Origin of the sequence: Microbacterium sp. NPDC058345 (assembly GCF_042723855.1) — a bacterium.
Taxonomy (GTDB): domain Bacteria; phylum Actinomycetota; class Actinomycetes; order Actinomycetales; family Microbacteriaceae; genus Microbacterium.
In genome coordinates this window covers 573,870-589,564 of sequence record NZ_JBHXIG010000002.1, presented here as the reverse complement: position 1 = coordinate 589,564, position 15,695 = coordinate 573,870, and the positions used below count along the sequence as shown (strand labels likewise).

General features: G+C 68.4%; 14 protein-coding genes. 8 read left to right on the top strand and 6 right to left on the bottom strand.

The genetic code is table 11. From position 1 onward, the window contains the following. Positions 1 to 2 precede the first annotated feature (2 nt). The 3 genes from ACFWH5_RS10505 (at position 3) to holA (ending at position 1,892) form a co-directional block, all read left to right on the top strand. On the top strand, positions 3 to 455 hold the full coding sequence (locus ACFWH5_RS10505; protein WP_378834479.1) for a hypothetical protein: 453 nt from the start codon (positions 3 to 5) through the stop codon (positions 453 to 455). A gap of 93 nt (positions 456 to 548) precedes the next feature. Next, positions 549 to 677, top strand: a complete 129-nt coding sequence (locus ACFWH5_RS10500) for a hypothetical protein (RefSeq protein ID WP_378834478.1) — start codon at positions 549 to 551, stop codon at positions 675 to 677. Between the two features lie 150 nt (positions 678 to 827). Then, entirely contained in the window at positions 828 to 1,892 is a 1,065-nt protein-coding gene (gene holA / locus ACFWH5_RS10495) for a DNA polymerase III subunit delta (protein WP_378834477.1), read from the top strand. 61 nt (positions 1,893 to 1,953) lie between these two features. On the opposite strand, the gene rpsT is transcribed toward holA, so the two are convergent. Next, positions 1,954 to 2,214 (bottom strand): 30S ribosomal protein S20, encoded by a 261-nt coding sequence (gene rpsT / locus ACFWH5_RS10490; RefSeq protein ID WP_378834475.1) that lies wholly within the window; start codon positions 2,212 to 2,214, stop codon positions 1,954 to 1,956. 244 nt (positions 2,215 to 2,458) lie between these two features. Between rpsT and ACFWH5_RS10485 the strand changes: the two genes are divergently transcribed. Together ACFWH5_RS10485 and ACFWH5_RS10480 are read left to right on the top strand one after the other, a co-directional pair. Beyond that, a complete protein-coding gene (locus ACFWH5_RS10485; protein WP_378834474.1) occupies positions 2,459 to 3,856 on the top strand; it encodes a GH1 family beta-glucosidase in 1,398 nt (465 codons plus the stop codon). Next, a complete protein-coding gene (locus ACFWH5_RS10480; RefSeq protein ID WP_378834473.1) occupies positions 3,853 to 5,082 on the top strand; it encodes an MFS transporter in 1,230 nt (409 codons plus the stop codon). The genes ACFWH5_RS10485 and ACFWH5_RS10480 overlap by 4 nt, the downstream gene beginning before the upstream one ends. Here the strand turns inward: ACFWH5_RS10480 and ACFWH5_RS10475 are convergent. The 5 genes from ACFWH5_RS10475 to ACFWH5_RS10455 form a co-directional block, all read right to left on the bottom strand. Continuing rightward, complete coding sequence (locus ACFWH5_RS10475) at positions 5,033 to 5,755, bottom strand: alpha/beta fold hydrolase (protein WP_378834472.1); 723 nt, start codon at positions 5,753 to 5,755, stop codon at positions 5,033 to 5,035. The two genes, ACFWH5_RS10480 and ACFWH5_RS10475, sit on opposite strands and share 50 nt — an antisense overlap. Positions 5,756 to 5,843: 88 nt before the next feature. Further along, complete coding sequence (locus tag ACFWH5_RS10470) at positions 5,844 to 7,562, bottom strand: ABC transporter family substrate-binding protein (RefSeq protein ID WP_378834470.1); 1,719 nt, start codon at positions 7,560 to 7,562, stop codon at positions 5,844 to 5,846. A gap of 152 nt (positions 7,563 to 7,714) precedes the next feature. Next, on the bottom strand, positions 7,715 to 9,649 hold the full coding sequence (locus ACFWH5_RS10465; RefSeq protein ID WP_378834469.1) for a dipeptide ABC transporter ATP-binding protein: 1,935 nt from the start codon (positions 9,647 to 9,649) through the stop codon (positions 7,715 to 7,717). Further along, positions 9,646 to 10,578 carry an ABC transporter permease gene (locus ACFWH5_RS10460; protein WP_378834468.1) on the bottom strand — a complete coding sequence of 311 codons (933 nt, stop codon included), beginning with the start codon at positions 10,576 to 10,578 and terminating at the stop codon, positions 9,646 to 9,648. Before ACFWH5_RS10460 ends, ACFWH5_RS10465 begins: the two co-directional genes overlap by 4 nt. A gap of 1 nt (position 10,579) precedes the next feature. Continuing rightward, positions 10,580 to 11,563: an ABC transporter permease gene (locus ACFWH5_RS10455; RefSeq protein WP_378834466.1), complete on the bottom strand. Its 984-nt coding sequence runs from the start codon at positions 11,561 to 11,563 to the stop codon at positions 10,580 to 10,582. 262 nt (positions 11,564 to 11,825) lie between these two features. On the opposite strand from ACFWH5_RS10455, the gene lepA reads away from it, so the two are divergent. The 3 genes from lepA (at position 11,826) to hemW (ending at position 15,616) form a co-directional block, all read left to right on the top strand. Further along, the gene (gene lepA / locus ACFWH5_RS10450; protein WP_378834464.1) at positions 11,826 to 13,676 is read left to right on the top strand and encodes a translation elongation factor 4; all 1,851 of its coding nucleotides are present in this window, start codon (positions 11,826 to 11,828) and stop codon (positions 13,674 to 13,676) included. 69 nt (positions 13,677 to 13,745) lie between these two features. Next, entirely contained in the window at positions 13,746 to 14,396 is a 651-nt protein-coding gene (locus ACFWH5_RS10445) for a DUF1990 family protein (protein WP_378834463.1), read from the top strand. Further along, on the top strand, positions 14,396 to 15,616 hold the full coding sequence (gene hemW / locus ACFWH5_RS10440; protein ID WP_378834461.1) for a radical SAM family heme chaperone HemW: 1,221 nt from the start codon (positions 14,396 to 14,398) through the stop codon (positions 15,614 to 15,616). Before ACFWH5_RS10445 ends, hemW begins: the two co-directional genes overlap by 1 nt. The last annotated feature ends 79 nt before the right edge of the window (positions 15,617 to 15,695 follow it).

The following is a 15,695-nucleotide window of genomic DNA, read 5'->3' as shown; positions in this document are numbered from 1 at the left end:
ACATGAAAAGAAAGCAAATGCTGGTTGTCGTCCCCGCGATGGTGGCGGCGCTGAGTGGATGCGCGCCGCTGCTGTCTTCGCAGGAGATGCGCGCACAGGCGGTGGAGCAGGAGGCCGAGCAGATCCGCGACGCCCTGTCGAACCTCGACCCCGAGGCCATCGAACGGCTCACCTGCGAGCATCCCTGGCGCGTGATCGAGGTGCAAGCGGATCCTCGTCCGCCTGCGCCGCTTTCGGTCGAGCTGCGCTCGATCGAGCCGCTTTCGCTGCAGGGGTCGAGCTACACGGATCCCGACCCGGACGCCGAGTTCTTCACCGCGTCGTTCACGGACACGGTCCACGACGAACAGGAGTTCGCCCGGCGCGTCAACCTGGACGCGGTGGTTCGGGTCGATGAGCGCGACGCCTGCCTGTGGGCGCTCGATGCGCCCTTCGTCGTCTACCTGGGGCTGTGACCATGCGAGCCTCTGAGCCGTCACGTCGAGGCGAGGTGGAAGTCCGTCGTGAGGGGGATCCGCCGGGGCGACGCCGCTCGTAGAGTCGTCGACATGGATACCGCCTCGATGATCATGGGTGCCTCGATCGCGTCGGTCGGGTGGATCGCCTGCTACCCCTGGACGAAGCTCAAGCGGCTGAAGGAACTGGAGGAGGGTCAGCAGGGAAGCACGTCGCGCTAGCTGTTGTTCTTCTCCTCGCCCGCACCGGGGGCGTCGGAGAGGTCCTCACTTCTTGACCACGCTGCGCCGCCCAGAACTCCCGGGGAAGGACGACGGCGTGCCGCCCCGCGGTCCGCGTGGAGCGTCCGCGGCCGCGGGTAGGCTGGGGACATGGCCGCCCCTCGCTCCTCCGCCCGCGGATCGAGTGCGCGCGGCGGCGCCAAGGGCCCGCAGATTCCACAGGTGCCGTGGCGCGAGCCCCGGCCGGCACCCCTCGTGCTGGTGTCGGGTCCGGAGGAGATCCTCGCGGAGCGCGCGATCGCGGGCGTGCGCGAGTATCTGCGCGCGGAGGATCCCGCCCTCGAGGTCAGTGACATCCGCGCCGATGACTATGGTGCAGGCACGCTGCTCGCGGTGACCTCCCCGTCGCTGTTCGGCGAGCCGCGGCTGGTGCGGGTTGCCGGAGTGGAGAAGTGCACCGACGCGTTCCTGCAGGAGGCGCTGAAGTACATCGAGAACCCGCAGGAGGGTGCCACCGTCGTCCTGCGCCACACCGGCGCCAGCGTGCGGGGCAAGAAGCTGCTCGACGCGATCCGCGCGGGCACCGGTGGCGGCATCGAGATCCCCTGCGCGGCGATCAAGCGCGACTCCGACCGGGTCGACTTCGCCGCAGGTGAGTTCAAGGCCGCGAAGAAGCGCATCGCACCGAGCGCACTGCGCGCACTGGTCTCGGCCTTCGCCGATGATCTGACCGAGCTCGCCGCCGCGTGCCAGCAGCTGATCGGCGACGTCGAGGGCGACATCACCGACGAGATCATCACCAAGTACTACGGCGGACGCGTCGAGGTGTCGGCGTTCGTGGTCGCCGATACCGCCATCGCCGGCCGGTACGGCGAAGCGCTGGTCGCTCTGCGGCACGCACTCGCATCGGGCGCCGATCCGGTGCCCATGGTCGCCGCGTTCGCGATGAAGCTGCGGACGATGGCGCGGGTCGCGGGCAACCGCGAACCGAGCCGGCAGCTCGCTCAACGGCTCGGGATGAAGGACTGGCAGGTCGACCGGGCCCGCCGCGACCTGGCCGGTTGGAATGAGCGCTCGCTCGGCATGGCGATCCAGGCGACCGCGCGTGCGGATGCCGAGGTGAAGGGCGCGGCCCGCGACCCGATCTTCGCGCTGGAGCGGATGGTCACCGTGATCGCGACGCGCGAGCCCTTCGGCGCCGATCCCGCACGCTGACCCCGGACGAAACGCAGAAGGCCCGCCCTGCGAACGGGACGGGCCTTCTCGAAGATCGACCTCAGAGAGCGGCGACCTGCTTGGCGATGGCCGACTTGCGGTTCTTCGCCTGGTTCTTGTGCACGACGCCCTTGCTGACGGCCTTGTCGAGCTTGACGGACGCGACCTTGAGCGCTGCCTCAGCGGTCTCCTTGTCGCCGGCGACGACGGCCTCGCGGGTCTTGCGGACGAGGGTCTTCAGCTCGCTCTTGACGGCCTTGTTGCGCTCCTGCGCCTTCAGGTTGGTCTTGTTGCGCTTGATCTGCGACTTGATGTTTGCCACGTGTGGACGCTTTCTGTCTGGATGGATTCGGATGCCGCGAGCGCGAGAGGGGCGCCATGCGACGGTCGTGAGGGACGAACCCACACGCAAGCCAAGAGTCAATGTTACCAGCACTGAGCCGCACAGTGCGAAACGGCCGCGGTGCGACGCGCCGAGCGGGACTCGGTCGCGCGAAACGTGGAACCGGGTGCAGAATCGACGTGAACCCGATGTTCACCGACGACGACGACGTCAGAGGAGAGGCATGAGCTCGCGCAGCCCCGCACGGATGCTGCCCCGCGGCATCCGCTGGTCCACCGCCACCTCGGCGTTCCAGATCGAGGGTTCGCGCACCGCCGAGGGGCGCGGACGCTCCATCTGGGACGATTTCGTCGACGCGCCCGGGGCCGTCGTGGACGGGGGCACGGCCGACCCGGCCTGCGACAGCTACCGACGCCCCGCCGACGATATCGCCCTCGTGGCAGGACTCGGCGTCGACAGCTACCGGTTCTCCATTCCGTGGGTGCGCATCCAGCCCGGCGGCAGGGGAGCGGCGAACAGCGCGGCGCTCGACCACTACTCGCGGTTGGTGGACGGCCTGCTCGAGCGCGGCGTGACCCCTTTTCCGACGCTGTACCACTGGGAGCTGCCGAGCGAGGTCGAACAGGACGGCGGCTGGCTGAACCGCGACACCGCCGACCGCTTCGCGGACTATGCCGCACTGGTCGCCGACCGGCTGTGCGACCGGGTGACGGACTGGTACACGATTAACGAGGCGGCGATGACCACCCTGCAGGGCTACGGGGCCGGCACGCTCGCTCCCGGCCGGCAGCTGATGTTCGAGGCGCTGCCGACCGTGCATCACCAGCTGCTCGCTCACGCGCATGCGGCGGCCGCCCTGCGCTCCGCCGGTGCGACGAGGGTCGGGCTCACCAACAACCACACGCACGTGCTTCCCCGCAGCGACGAGGAGGGCGACCGGTCGGCGGCGGCGCTCTACGACATCGTTCACAACAGGCTCTTCTCCGAGCCGCTGCTCGCCGGCGAGTATCCGGATCTGAAGGCGCTGGGTCTGCCGGAGATGCCCGTGCGGGCGGGGGATCTCGGCGAGATCGCGGCATCCCTCGACTTCTACGGCGTGAACTTCTACAACCCGACGACCGTCGCCGCCGCCGAGCCCGGCAGCCCGCTGCCCTTCTCGCTCGTGGCCACACCAGGGGTCCCGCACACGGGCTTCGGACCGGAATGGCCCATCATGCCCTCCGCGCTGCGCGACTTCCTCATCGATCTCGTCGAGCGCCACCCGGGGATGGTGCCGATCGTCATCGGCGAGAACGGCGCATCCTTCCCCGAACCCGCGAACGCCGGGCGGGTGAGCGACGACGAACGCATCGACTATCTGGCGAGGCACATCGAGGCGGTGGCCGAGGCCGTCGCGCGGGGAGTGCCCGTGCAGGAGTTCACGGTGTGGTCGCTGATGGACAACTTCGAATGGTCCGACGGGTACACCCAGCGGTTCGGCCTCGTGCACGTGGACTTCGCCACCGGGATCCGCACGCCGAAGGCATCGTACGACTGGTATCGCGCAGTGATCGCGACCGCACGCGAGCGTGAGGCCACGCACGGTCCGGCGGGTGCCGCTCGGGCGGGGAGAACGCGATGACCGCCGCCGCGAGAGTGGGCGCGGGGTGGATGACGCTGTTCACGCTCGCCTGGCTCGTCATCTGGACAGCGCAGCTGACGCCCGTGCAACTGCTGCTGCCGCTGCAGCTCGACACCTCCGAAGCCGACTGGATCCGTGGTGTGGTGTCATCCGGCCTGGTGCTCGGCGTCGGGGGACTGGCGGGCATCGTCGCCGGTCCGCTGGCGGGTGCGCTCTCGGACCGCGCGCGGGAGGGGCGATCGCGGCGGCGTCCGTGGGCGCTCGTCGGCGTGTGGACGGCCGCGGGGTTCCTCGTGCTGACCGGAATCGCTGAGGGCGCCTGGCTCGTCGGCGCGTGCTGGGTCGGTGTCTCGATCGGCGTGTCGATCGCGTCCGCGGCGTTCACCGCGCTCATCGCCGACCAGCTGCCGGTGTCGCAGCGCGGGACCGCGTCGTCGGCCGTGGGATCCAGCCAGGCCGTCGGCATCGTGCTCGGCGTCGGGCTGGTCGTCCTGCTCGGACTGGGGGTGCTGGCCGGCTACCTGCTGCTCGCCGCCCTCATCGCCGCCGTCGGCACCGCGGCGGCGCTGCTCCTGCCGGATCCGCCCGCCGCGGCATCCGATCAGCCGCCGAGGGGGCGCGCGCGCCTCGCCTCGCTGCGTGATCGCGATTTCGCCTGGATGCTCTCCGGACGCCTCGTCGCGAACATCGGCAACGCACTGGGCACCGCGCTCTTCCTGTTCTTCCTGCTGCACGGGCTCGGACAGCCCCGCGCCGCGGCGCAGGACAACCTGCTGCTCCTCATCGTCGTCTACACCGTGTTCGTCGTGTGCGCCTCGGTCGTGCTCGGCATCATCTCCGATCGCACGGGGAACCGTCGAGGCCTCACGGTGGCGGCCACGGTCGTGCAGGCCGCATCCGGCGTCGCGATCGTCGCGGTGCCGACGTTCGAGATGACCCTGGTCGCCGCCGCCCTGATGGGCGTCGGCTACGGCGCGTTCTCGACGGTCGGCCTCGCCTTCGCCACCGACCTGCTGCCCGACGGGCAGGATCACGCCCGCGATCTCGGCATCGTCAACGCGACGGCCGCGCTCGGTCAGGTCATCGGCCCGGTGCTCGGTGCGGGGCTCGTCGCCCTGGTGGGTGGATTCTGGCTGGTCTTCGCGGCGGCCGCCGTGCTGTCGCTCGTCGGCGGGCTCATGACCGCTGTCGCACGACAGCCAGCGCCAGGCGCAGCACCGCGTTGAACACCTTCGGGCGCATCGCGGTGACGAGGTGCGATGTGCGCGGCACCACGATCAGCTCGGCATGCGGTGCGAGCCGCCGGAACAGCGACTCGTGGGCGCGCAGCTGGTCGAACTGGCCGTTCACGAACCACAGCGGCACGCGGATGCGGCGCACGGCCGCCGCCAGGTCGAGTGAGGACAGGCTGCGCAGCACCACCGACTGCGCGTCGAGGGCGTACCCGCCGGCGGCGAAGTCTCCTCGCGTCTCGAGGGGGATGGTCGCGGCCAGCACGCGCTCGGTGAGCCACAGCCCACGATCGGGCAGTCGGTCGAACGCACCGGCGAAGGCGCGATAGGTCGACAGCGCCGCACCACGGGGGAGTGCGGTGCAGGATGCGGCGACCAGAGCGGCCACCGGCGGCGGCTCCTCGGCGCCGGTGTACTCCAGCGAGAGCAGCCCGCCCATCGAGTGACCGACGAGGAGAACGGGACCGCGCTCGGCGGCATCGCGGACCGCCTCGTCGATCGTGCGGAACGCCGCCTCGATGGTGAACGGCTCGGCCATGCGGGTGCCGTGCCCCGGGAGGTCCACGGCGTGCGCCGGGATGCCGTGCTGTTTCAACCACGCGAGCTGCGCGCGCCACATCGTCGCGGAGGTGCGGATGCCGTGCACGAGTACGACCTGAGGCGTCACCCCTTCAGCATACGAAAGCGGGGCCGGTGGACGAACCACCGGCCCCGCACTCAGGATGCTGTGCCGAAGCGCAGCGACCCGTCAGGGATTACTTCTCCCAGCCCACGTTCTCGACGGGCTGGACACCGAACAGGTCGAGACCCACGTAGGGCTCGGGGGTCAGGTTGGCCAGACCCGCCTTGGCAGCGGAGATCGACGGACCGTTGTAGAGCGGGATCAGGCCCCACTCCTGGAAGATCTCTGCCTCGAGCTTCATCGCGGCCTCGGTCTGCTTGACCGGGTCCTTGATCGACTCGACCTCATCGTGGATGCGCTGGTCGGTCTCCTCGTTCTGAACACCCGAGAGGTTCAGACCCTGGTCCTGACCGTAGAGCTGGAAGAACCACGCCGCGCCGAACGGGTCGGACGAGGTGAACCGCAGGCTCATGATGTCCCAGTTCTTGTTGTTGTAGTCCTCGGCGAACTTGTTCGACGGACGCACATCGACCTTGACCTCGATGCCGACCTCCTTGAGCGACGCCTGCAGCGACTGCGCGAGCGCGGCCTGGGTCGGGTCGTCGCTGAAGATCGGGTACGTGGCCGAGAGCTTCACGCCGTCCTTCTCGCGGACGCCGTCAGCGCCGGCCTCCCAGCCGGCCTCGTCGAGCAGCGCGTTGGCGGCCTCGGGGTCGTACTCCCAGCCCGCCTCGGCGAGCGCGTTGGTGTAGCCCGGCTGGAAGTTGAACAGCGTGAAGGAACCGGCCGGCTCCTCGTCGTAGTCCAGGCCGTTCCAGGCGATCTTCTTCTGCTGGTCGATGTTGACGGCCTTGAAGAACGCCTCACGAACCTTGACGTCGGCGAACTGCGGCTTCTCGGCGTCGACCTCGAGCAGGGTGTTGGCGGTCTGCATCGCCCGGTAGATCTCGATGTCCTTCATGTCGGCGACCTGCGCGAGGCGGTCCTTGGTGCCGACGCCGACGGTGTCGATCTCGCCGTTCTTGAACGCGTTGATCGAAGCCTGCGCGTCCATGCCCTTGAAGGTGACCTTCTCGAGCAGCGGCTTGTCGCCCCACCACTTGTCGTTCGGCTTGAACGACACGAAGTCGGTGTTCGCGTCGAACTCGTCGATCGTGTACGGGCCGGCACCCCACTCGGGGTGCGGGTTGTCGATCATCGCGGTGTTGAACACCTCGGGGCTCTCGGCGAGCTTCGGGTGGATGACGCCGGTGAGGAACGGCATCTGCGGCCAGGCGAACTCGCCGTCGAAGGTGACGATGGCGGTCTTGGGGGTGTCGCCCTGCTCGACCGACGCGATCTCCTTGTAGCCGTCGATGGCGTTCGGCACGAAGCCCTCGTCGTTCGAGCGGTTGGCCTTCCAGGTGGCGTCGATGGCGGTCCAGTCCATCGGGGTGCCGTCGTTCCAGGTCGCCTCCTCCGTGAAGGTGAAGGTGATCTGGGTGTTGCCGTCGACCGTGTCGATCTTCCACTCGTCGAGGTACGCGTCGTGCTTGTAGGGCGTGCCGTCCGGCTCCTGCAGCAGGATCTGCGGCATGTACCACGCGGCCACGCGCGAGGTGTCGGCGCTGCCGTCACCGTGGAACGCGTTCAGCTGCTCGGGGATCTCGTTGATCGGGAAGTTGGCGGTGCCGCCTTCCTTGAGGTTCTCGCGGGGCTGGGGGTTGTAGTCCGCCTGCTCGACTTCCTTGGCGCCGTCGCCGTTGTCGCCGCCGTCACCGTTGTCGCCGCCGGTGTTGGCTGCGCACCCGCTCAGAGCGAGTGCGAAAGCGCCGGTGAGTGCCAGCGCTCCCATCAGCTTGTACTGCTTCATGGTGCTCCTTTCGCCTTTCGGCGTGTCATAAGGGGAGGATAGTTCTCGCGTGACCACGTGAGCGGCGCACGTGAGTGAATCGTGACTAACTGTTATCGGACGGTGATCGACGGTGATCGCTCCGAGGCCGCGCGCACGGCCTCCCCTGGCGATCAGACGGTGGCGGGCCGCGTGCTCATGGTCTCGGCATCGAACACCACGCGCTGACGCGTGCGCTCGATGTCGGGGTCGGGAACCGGGATCGCCGAGAGCAGCGCCTGCGTGTACGGATGCTTCGGATCGTCGAAGACCTCGTCGACGGGCCCGTGCTCGACGAACTCGCCGAGGTACATCACCGCCACGCGGTCGGCGATGTGGCGCACGACGGAGAGGTCGTGGGCCACGAACAGGTACGAGAGCCCGAGCTTGACCTTCAGTTCGTCGAGCAGGTTGATCACACCCGCCTGGATCGACACGTCGAGCGCCGAGACCGGCTCGTCGAGGACGACGACCTTGGGGTTCGTCGACAAGGCACGGGCGATGCCGATGCGCTGACGCTGCCCGCCCGAGAACGCGCCGGGGAACCGGTCGCGGTGCGCGGGATTCAGACCCACCAGGTCCATCAGCTCCTCGACGCGGGCGAACGCCTCGTCCTTCGGGGTGCCGATCGCGAACAGCGGCTCGGCGATGATGTCGGTCACCGTCATGCGCGGGTCGAGGGCGCCCATCGGGTCCTGGAAGACGATCTGGATGTCGCGGCGCAGCGTGCGCTCGAGCTTCCGGTCGTCGAGCGTGTTGACGCTGGTGCCGGCGATGATGATGTCGCCGTGCTCCTGCTTCGCGAAGTCCATGATCTGCAGCAGGGTCGTCGTCTTGCCGCTGCCGGACTCGCCGACGATGGCCATCGTCTCGCCTTCGCGCACGTCGAAGCTGATGCCCTTGACCGCGTGGACCTCGCCGACCTTGCGCTTGAACAGCGCGCCCTTGAGCAGCGGGAAGGTCTTGGTCATGTTCTGCACCTCGAGGGTGACCGGCCGCTGCTCGCGAGGCATCCGGGTCAGCTCGCTCTCGGGCACAGGCAGCACGGGGTACACCGGCAGCCCGCCGATGAACCCGGCGTCGTCGATCTCATCAGCACGGATGCACGCGGCCGTGTGCGGCTGGCCGCTGCCGGTGGCGACCGGGGCGAGGTCGGGCTCGCGCCGCACGCACGCATCGATCGCGATGGGGCAGCGGGCGGCGAACGGGCAGGCGTCCGGCAGGTCGATCAGCAGCGGCGGGTTGCCCTTGATCGGCGTCAGGGGTTCCTTCTCGGCCTTGTCCACGCGCGGGATGGCTCCCAGCAGGCCGATCGAGTACGGCATCCGCGTTCGGTGGAACAGCTCGTGGGCCGGTGCGTGCTCGACGGGCTTGCCCGCGTACATCACCATCACGTCGTCCGCCGTGCGGGCGACGACACCCATGTCATGGGTGATCATGATCACCGCGGCGCCGGTCTCGTGCTGCGCCTTCTCGATGAGGTCGAGGATCTGCGCCTGGATCGTGACATCGAGCGCGGTGGTGGGCTCGTCGCAGATGATCAGCTTGGGGTTGTTCGCCATGGCGATCGCGATCACCACGCGCTGGCGCATGCCGCCCGAGAACTCGTGCGGGAACGACTTCATCCGCTTCTCGGGGCTGGTGATGCCGACGAGGGTGAGCAGCTCGACGGCGCGTTCCCACGCCTCCTGCTTGGAGATGCTGCGGTGCACGGTCAGCGCCTCGACCAGCTGATCGCCGATCGTGAAGACCGGCGTCAGCGAGGTGAGCGGATCCTGGAACACCATGGCCATGCCGTTGCCGCGGATCATCGACATCTGCTTGTCGGTCTTGCCGAGCAGCTCCTGGCCGTTGAACTGCACGGAGCCGGTGACCTTGGCGCTGTCGTCGAGCAGGCCCATGATCGCCAGCGACGTGACGGACTTGCCCGAACCCGACTCGCCGACGATGCCGAGGGTCTTCCCCGCCTCGAGATCGAAGGAGACGCCGCGGACGGCGTCGACACGGCCCGCCTCGGACGGGAAGCTGACGGTGAGGTCGCGGACGGAGAGAACAGTGTTGGGGGTCATGCGCGGCCTCCCGCCGCCGAAGTGGGATCGAGCGCGTCGCGCAGGCCGTCGGCGATGAGCGCCATCGACACGGTCAGCAGCGTGAGGGCGAGAGCGGGGAAGTAGAACAGCCAGGGAGCGCTGGTCACGCTCGCCGCGCCGATGCCGATCAGCGATCCCAGCGAGACGTCGGGGATCTTGACGCCGAAGCCGATGAACGACAGACCGGTCTCGGTCATCACCGCGCTCACGACGCCGAGGGTGAAGTTGATGACCAGCAGGGAGCCGATGTTGGGCACCAGGTGGCGCATCACGATGCGCATGCCGCTCACGCCCATGTACCGGGCGGCGTCGACGTACTCGCGTTCGCGCAGCGAAAGCGCCATCGTCCAGATCACACGCGCGGGGAAGAACCAGGCGATGAAGATCATCGCCAGTGCGATCACCCGCCAGTCGCCGCCCGCGTTGTTCGAGACCAGGGCGAGGATCAGGAAGGTGGGGATGACCATCAGGAAATGGATGACCAGCAGCGTGAAGCGCTCGACCCGGCCGCGGAAGTACGCCGCGGCGGCGCCGACGATCGCAGACAGCACGGTGACGCCTACCGACACCGTCACGGCGATCATCAGCGAGCGCTGCAGACCGACGGCGGTCTGGGTCCAGGTGTCGTGACCGGAGGCGTCCGTGCCGAACCAGTGCTCGGCCGAGGGGCCGGTGCTGAGGTTCAGGAAGTCCATGTCCTCGATCGTGTACGGCGAGATCAGCGGCACGATGATGGAGTACAGCACCATCAGGACGAAGATGACGACGCCGACGACGGCGGGCTTGTTGCGCATGAAGCGCCGGGTGTACAGCGTCCACTTGGAGAGCTGCTTGCTGGGGATGCGTTCGGCGGTGGTGTCCGGGCCGACCGGCGGCTGGACCTGGGAATCGATCATCTCGGTGCTCATGTCAGCTCACCCTCACTCGCGGGTCGAGGACCACGACGGCGATGTCGGCGAGCAGGGCGCCGATCGCGGTCAGCACGGCGCCGAAGGCCGCGACGGCGACGACGCCGTGCACGTCGTTACCGTTGATGGTGGTCAGGAAGTACCGGCCCATGCCCTGCCAGGCGAAGATCGTCTCGGTCAGGATGGCGCCGGTGAAGATGCCGGGGATGGCGAAGGCGACCTGCGTGGACACGGGGATGAGGGCGGTGCGCAGCGCGTGGCGGCGGATCGCCTGCTGCTTGGTGAGGCCCTTGGCCCGCGCGGTGCGCACGTAATCGGCCTTGATGTTGTCGAGCAGCAGCGAGCGCTGCAGGAAGTGCGTCGCCGCGTAGCCGGTGAGGACCAGGGCGATCGTGGGCAGGATCAGATGCTGCAGGGTGTCGATGACGACGGGGAAGAACCCGGTCACGCCTTCGCTCGAGGAGCCGGTGACGTAGAAGACCCGCTCTCCGACCCAGTTGTTGAAGTTGATCGCGAGGATCACGACGGCCAGGCCCGCGACGATGATGTTGATGTTCATCGTGATGATCGAGATGCCCTGCCAGATGCGGTCGCCCACCTTGTACTGACGCGACGCCGTGTACACGCCGATCGCGATGCCGAGCACCGTCATGATGACGGTCGCGCCGAGGACGAGCTCGGCGCTCACCCACATGCGGAAGCCGATCTGCTCGTTGACCGATCCGCCGGTCGGGCTGACGCCCCAGTCCCAGCGCAGCAGGATGCCGGTGAACCAGTTCCACCACCGCTCGATCAGCGGCGTGCTGTCGCTGAGATTGCGCGGGCCGAGCAGATTCTCGATCTGCTCCGGGCTGAGCGGGGGCCTTCTTGCCACGTAGTTGCTGCGGGGATCGAGGAAGGACCAGGCCAGGAAGTACGTGATGTTGGTCGCGACCACGATCATGAGCAGCCAGCCGAGTGTCCGGCGCACGAGATACTTGATCAAGGTGGTGATTCTTTCTCTTCTACAGCCGCGCGCGGGATCTGCCGACGCAACGCTGGGTCGGGATGCAATTCAAGCATCATCCCCGGGGTTACGCACATCCGCTCCGCACTCGGGCTGTGACGGAGTCCTGTCGCTCGCGGCATCCGGTTCCACCGGATCCGTCAGGGCAACTTCGCGAGACTATCACCGCTCGGTGCGAATGAGGGATCCGGGCACCCTGAACGTAGAATCGTCAGAACCCTTTCGGACATCCAAGGACCACATGTCTCCCCGCGCTCTCACTCCGCTGTCGCCTGCCGCGACACCCGCCACGCAGATCCGCAATTTCTGCATCATCGCTCACATCGATCACGGCAAGTCGACCCTCGCCGACCGGATGCTGCAGATCACCGGCGTGGTCTCCGACCGCGACATGCGCGCCCAGTACCTCGACCGGATGGACATCGAGCGCGAGCGCGGCATCACCATCAAGAGTCAGGCCGTGCGGATGCCGTGGCAGATCGAGGGCGAGACGTTCGCGCTGAACATGATCGACACGCCGGGTCACGTCGACTTCACCTATGAGGTCTCGCGGTCGCTGGCGGCCTGCGAGGGTGCCATTCTGCTCGTCGACGCCGCGCAGGGCATCGAGGCGCAGACGCTCGCCAACCTGTATCTGGCGCTCGAGAACGACCTCACGATCATCCCGGTGCTCAACAAGATCGATCTGCCCGCCGCCGATCCCGAGAAGTTCGCCAAGGAGCTCGCCGACCTCATCGGCGGGCGTCCGGAGGACGTGCTGCGCGTCTCGGGCAAGACCGGCGTCGGCGTCGAGGACCTGCTCGACCGTCTCGTCAGCGAGATCCCCGCGCCGGTCGGCGACCCCGAGGCGCCCGCGCGAGCCATGATCTTCGACTCGGTGTACGACGCGTACCGGGGCGTGGTCACCTATGTGCGCATGGTGGACGGCAAGCTGGCGCCGCGCGAGCGCATCCAGATGATGTCGACCAAGGCGACGCACGACCTGCTCGAGATCGGCGTCTCGAGCCCCGAGCCGATCCCCACCAAGGGCCTCGGCGTCGGCGAGGTCGGCTACCTCATCACCGGCGTGAAGGACGTGCGTCAGTCGAAGGTGGGCGACACGGTCACGACCGCGCGCGGTGCGGCATCCGAAGCCCTCGCCGGCTACACCGATCCGAAGCCGATGGTGTTCTCGGGCATCTACCCGATCGACGGCAGCGACTACGCCGAGCTTCGCGAGGCGCTCGACAAGCTCAAGCTGTCCGACGCATCGCTGCAGTACGAACCCGAGACGTCGGTGGCGCTCGGGTTCGGCTTCCGCTGCGGCTTCCTCGGCCTGCTGCATCTGGAGATCATCACCGAGCGCCTCTCGCGCGAGTTCGGCCTCGATCTCATCACCACCGCCCCGAGCGTCATCTACGAGGTCGCGACCGACACGGGGGAGACCGTGACGGTCACGAATCCCAGCGAGTACCCCGACGGCAGGGTGGCGTCGGTGTCGGAGCCGATGGTGAAGGCGGCGATCCTGCTGCCGAAGGACTACGTCGGCACGGTGATGGAGCTGTGCCAGTCGCGGCGCGGCTCGCTGCTCGGCATGGAGTACTTCTCCGAGGAGCGGGTCGAGCTGCGTTACGACATGCCGCTCGGTGAGATCGTGTTCGACTTCTTCGATCAGCTGAAGTCCAAGACGCAGGGCTACGCCTCGCTGGACTATGAGCCCTCCGGTCAGCAGGAGGCCGATCTCGTCAAGGTGGACATCCTGCTGCAGGGCGAGAAGGTCGACGCGTTCAGTTCGATCGTGCACCGCGACAAGGCGTACAGCTACGGCACGATGATGGCCGAACGGCTGCGCAAGCTCATCCCTCGGCAGCAGTTCGAGGTGCCCATCCAGGCTGCGATCGGCGCGCGCATCATCGCCAGGGAGACGATCCGCGCGATCCGCAAGGACGTGCTCGCCAAGTGCTACGGCGGTGACATCAGCCGCAAGCGCAAGCTGCTCGAGAAGCAGAAGGAGGGCAAGAAGCGCATGAAGATGGTCGGCCGCGTCGAGGTGCCGCAGGAGGCGTTCATCGCCGCGCTCTCCGGCGATGTCGAGGGCAAGGACAAGAAGTGATCACCGCGGCATCCTCGGATGCTGCGGGTGATGAGCCGCTGTCCAGGCACCTCACGTAGGCTGGAGCCCATGCGTCGCGGGACATTCCGAGAAGGCACGGTGGACTATGCCGCGGTCGGGGCGACGCACGCCCCCGATCTGATGCAGTATCCGCCGGAGCGCAGCATCCCTGCCGAGGAGTCCTGGCGCATCGGCAGCGGCGAGGAGCGGTTCCGCAGTGCCGGTGACGCGCTGCTGTCGTGGACGGCTCAGCGGGCGGCCGGTCTCGAGCTCACGGATGTGCGACCGGCATCCGGTACGGCGTACACAGGCGTCAGCTTCGACGCCGAGGGTGCGCCGATCGCCCCCAACCGCACCCAGGTCGAGCAGCGTTTCGACGCCGAGGGCACGCCCTTCGTCGCGCCGGGCATGACTTTGAAGCTGCGCGGCAGGGCGAAGGGCATGCGTGCGGATGCCGAGCTGCGCGTCATCTCGGTGACCGAGGAGCGCCGCCGTGTGGGCTTCGTGCTCGGCACGATCGGCGGTTCGGTCGTGAGCGGCGAGGAGTCGTTCGACATCGACTGGCGCGAGGACACCGATGAGGTGTGGTTCACCGTGCGCGCCTTCGACGCACCGGTGTCGCTGCTGTACCGTCTGCCGGGGCTGGTGAAGCGTCGTCGTCGTGAGCTCTTCGCGCTGTATCTGCGGGCCATCTCGCCGCTGTACGCGACGCCGATCTGATGGCGGGTCCTCTGCCGCTGGGCGACCCGGCGCCCGCCGACGGACGCCTGCCCGCCGATCTGAGACCGGACGGCGCCACGCCGTTCTCCGCCTACCTGCACGTGCCGTTCTGCCGGGTACGCTGCGGATACTGCGACTTCAACACCTACACGTCCGGAGAGCTGCGCGGCGCGAAGCAGGAGGACTACGCGTCGACGCTGCTGCGCGAAGTCTCTCTCGCACGAGAGGTGCTGTCCGAGGCGGACGCGCTGCGTCCCCTCGACACCGTCTTCTTCGGCGGCGGCACGCCGACGCTGCTTCCGGCCGGTGATCTCGGGCGGATGCTGGACGGCGTCGCCGCGGCCTTCGGCATCCGTCCCGGCGCCGAGGTGACCGTCGAGGCGAACCCCGACACCGTCACGCCCGAGGTGGTGCGGACGCTCGCCGACGCGGGGGTCACCCGCATGTCCATCGGGATGCAGTCCGCGGTGCCGCACGTGCTCGCGGCTCTCGACCGCACGCACCGGCCGGAGAACGTCAGCACGGCCGTGCATGCGGCACGCCAGGCGGGCCTCGATGTCAGCGTCGATCTCATCTACGGCGCACCGGGGGAGACGCTCGCCGACTGGGAGCGCTCGCTGGACGCCGCGCTGGCCCTGGAACCCGACCACGTCTCCGCCTATGCGCTGATCATCGAGGACGGCACGAAGCTCGCGCGCCAGATCCGCCGGGGCGAGGTGCCCGCGCCCGATGACGATCTGCAGGCCGACATGTACGAGACCGCCGATGAGCGCCTGGCGGCCGCGGGCTTCGGATGGTACGAGGTCAGCAACTGGGCGCGCAGCGACCGGAACCGCTCGCTGCACAACCTCGCCTACTGGCGAGGCTCGGACTGGTGGGGCTTCGGCCCAGGAGCCCACAGTCATGTCGCCGGGCTGCGCTGGTGGAACGTGAAGCACCCGGCCGCCTACGCTCAGCGTCTCGACGCGGGGGATTCCCCGGCGGCCGGACGGGAACGCCCCGATGCCGAGGCGCGCATGCTCGAGCGGGTGCTGCTGCAGAGCCGCCTGGTCGAAGGGCTGGCGATCGACGAGATCGCCGAGGAGCGTCGCGACCGCGTCGCGGGTCTCATATCCGACGGCCTCGTCGACGCCGCGGCCGCGCTGCGTGAGCGCCGGGTGCGGCTCACCCTGCGCGGACGGCTGCTCGCCGACGCGGTCGTGCGGGCGCTCACGGGCTGATCGCCGCGCCCGGCCTGAGCGCCGCCGGCCCCAGCCCGGATCAGAAACGCTGCTGCGATCGCCCGCGGAGCGGCGTTTC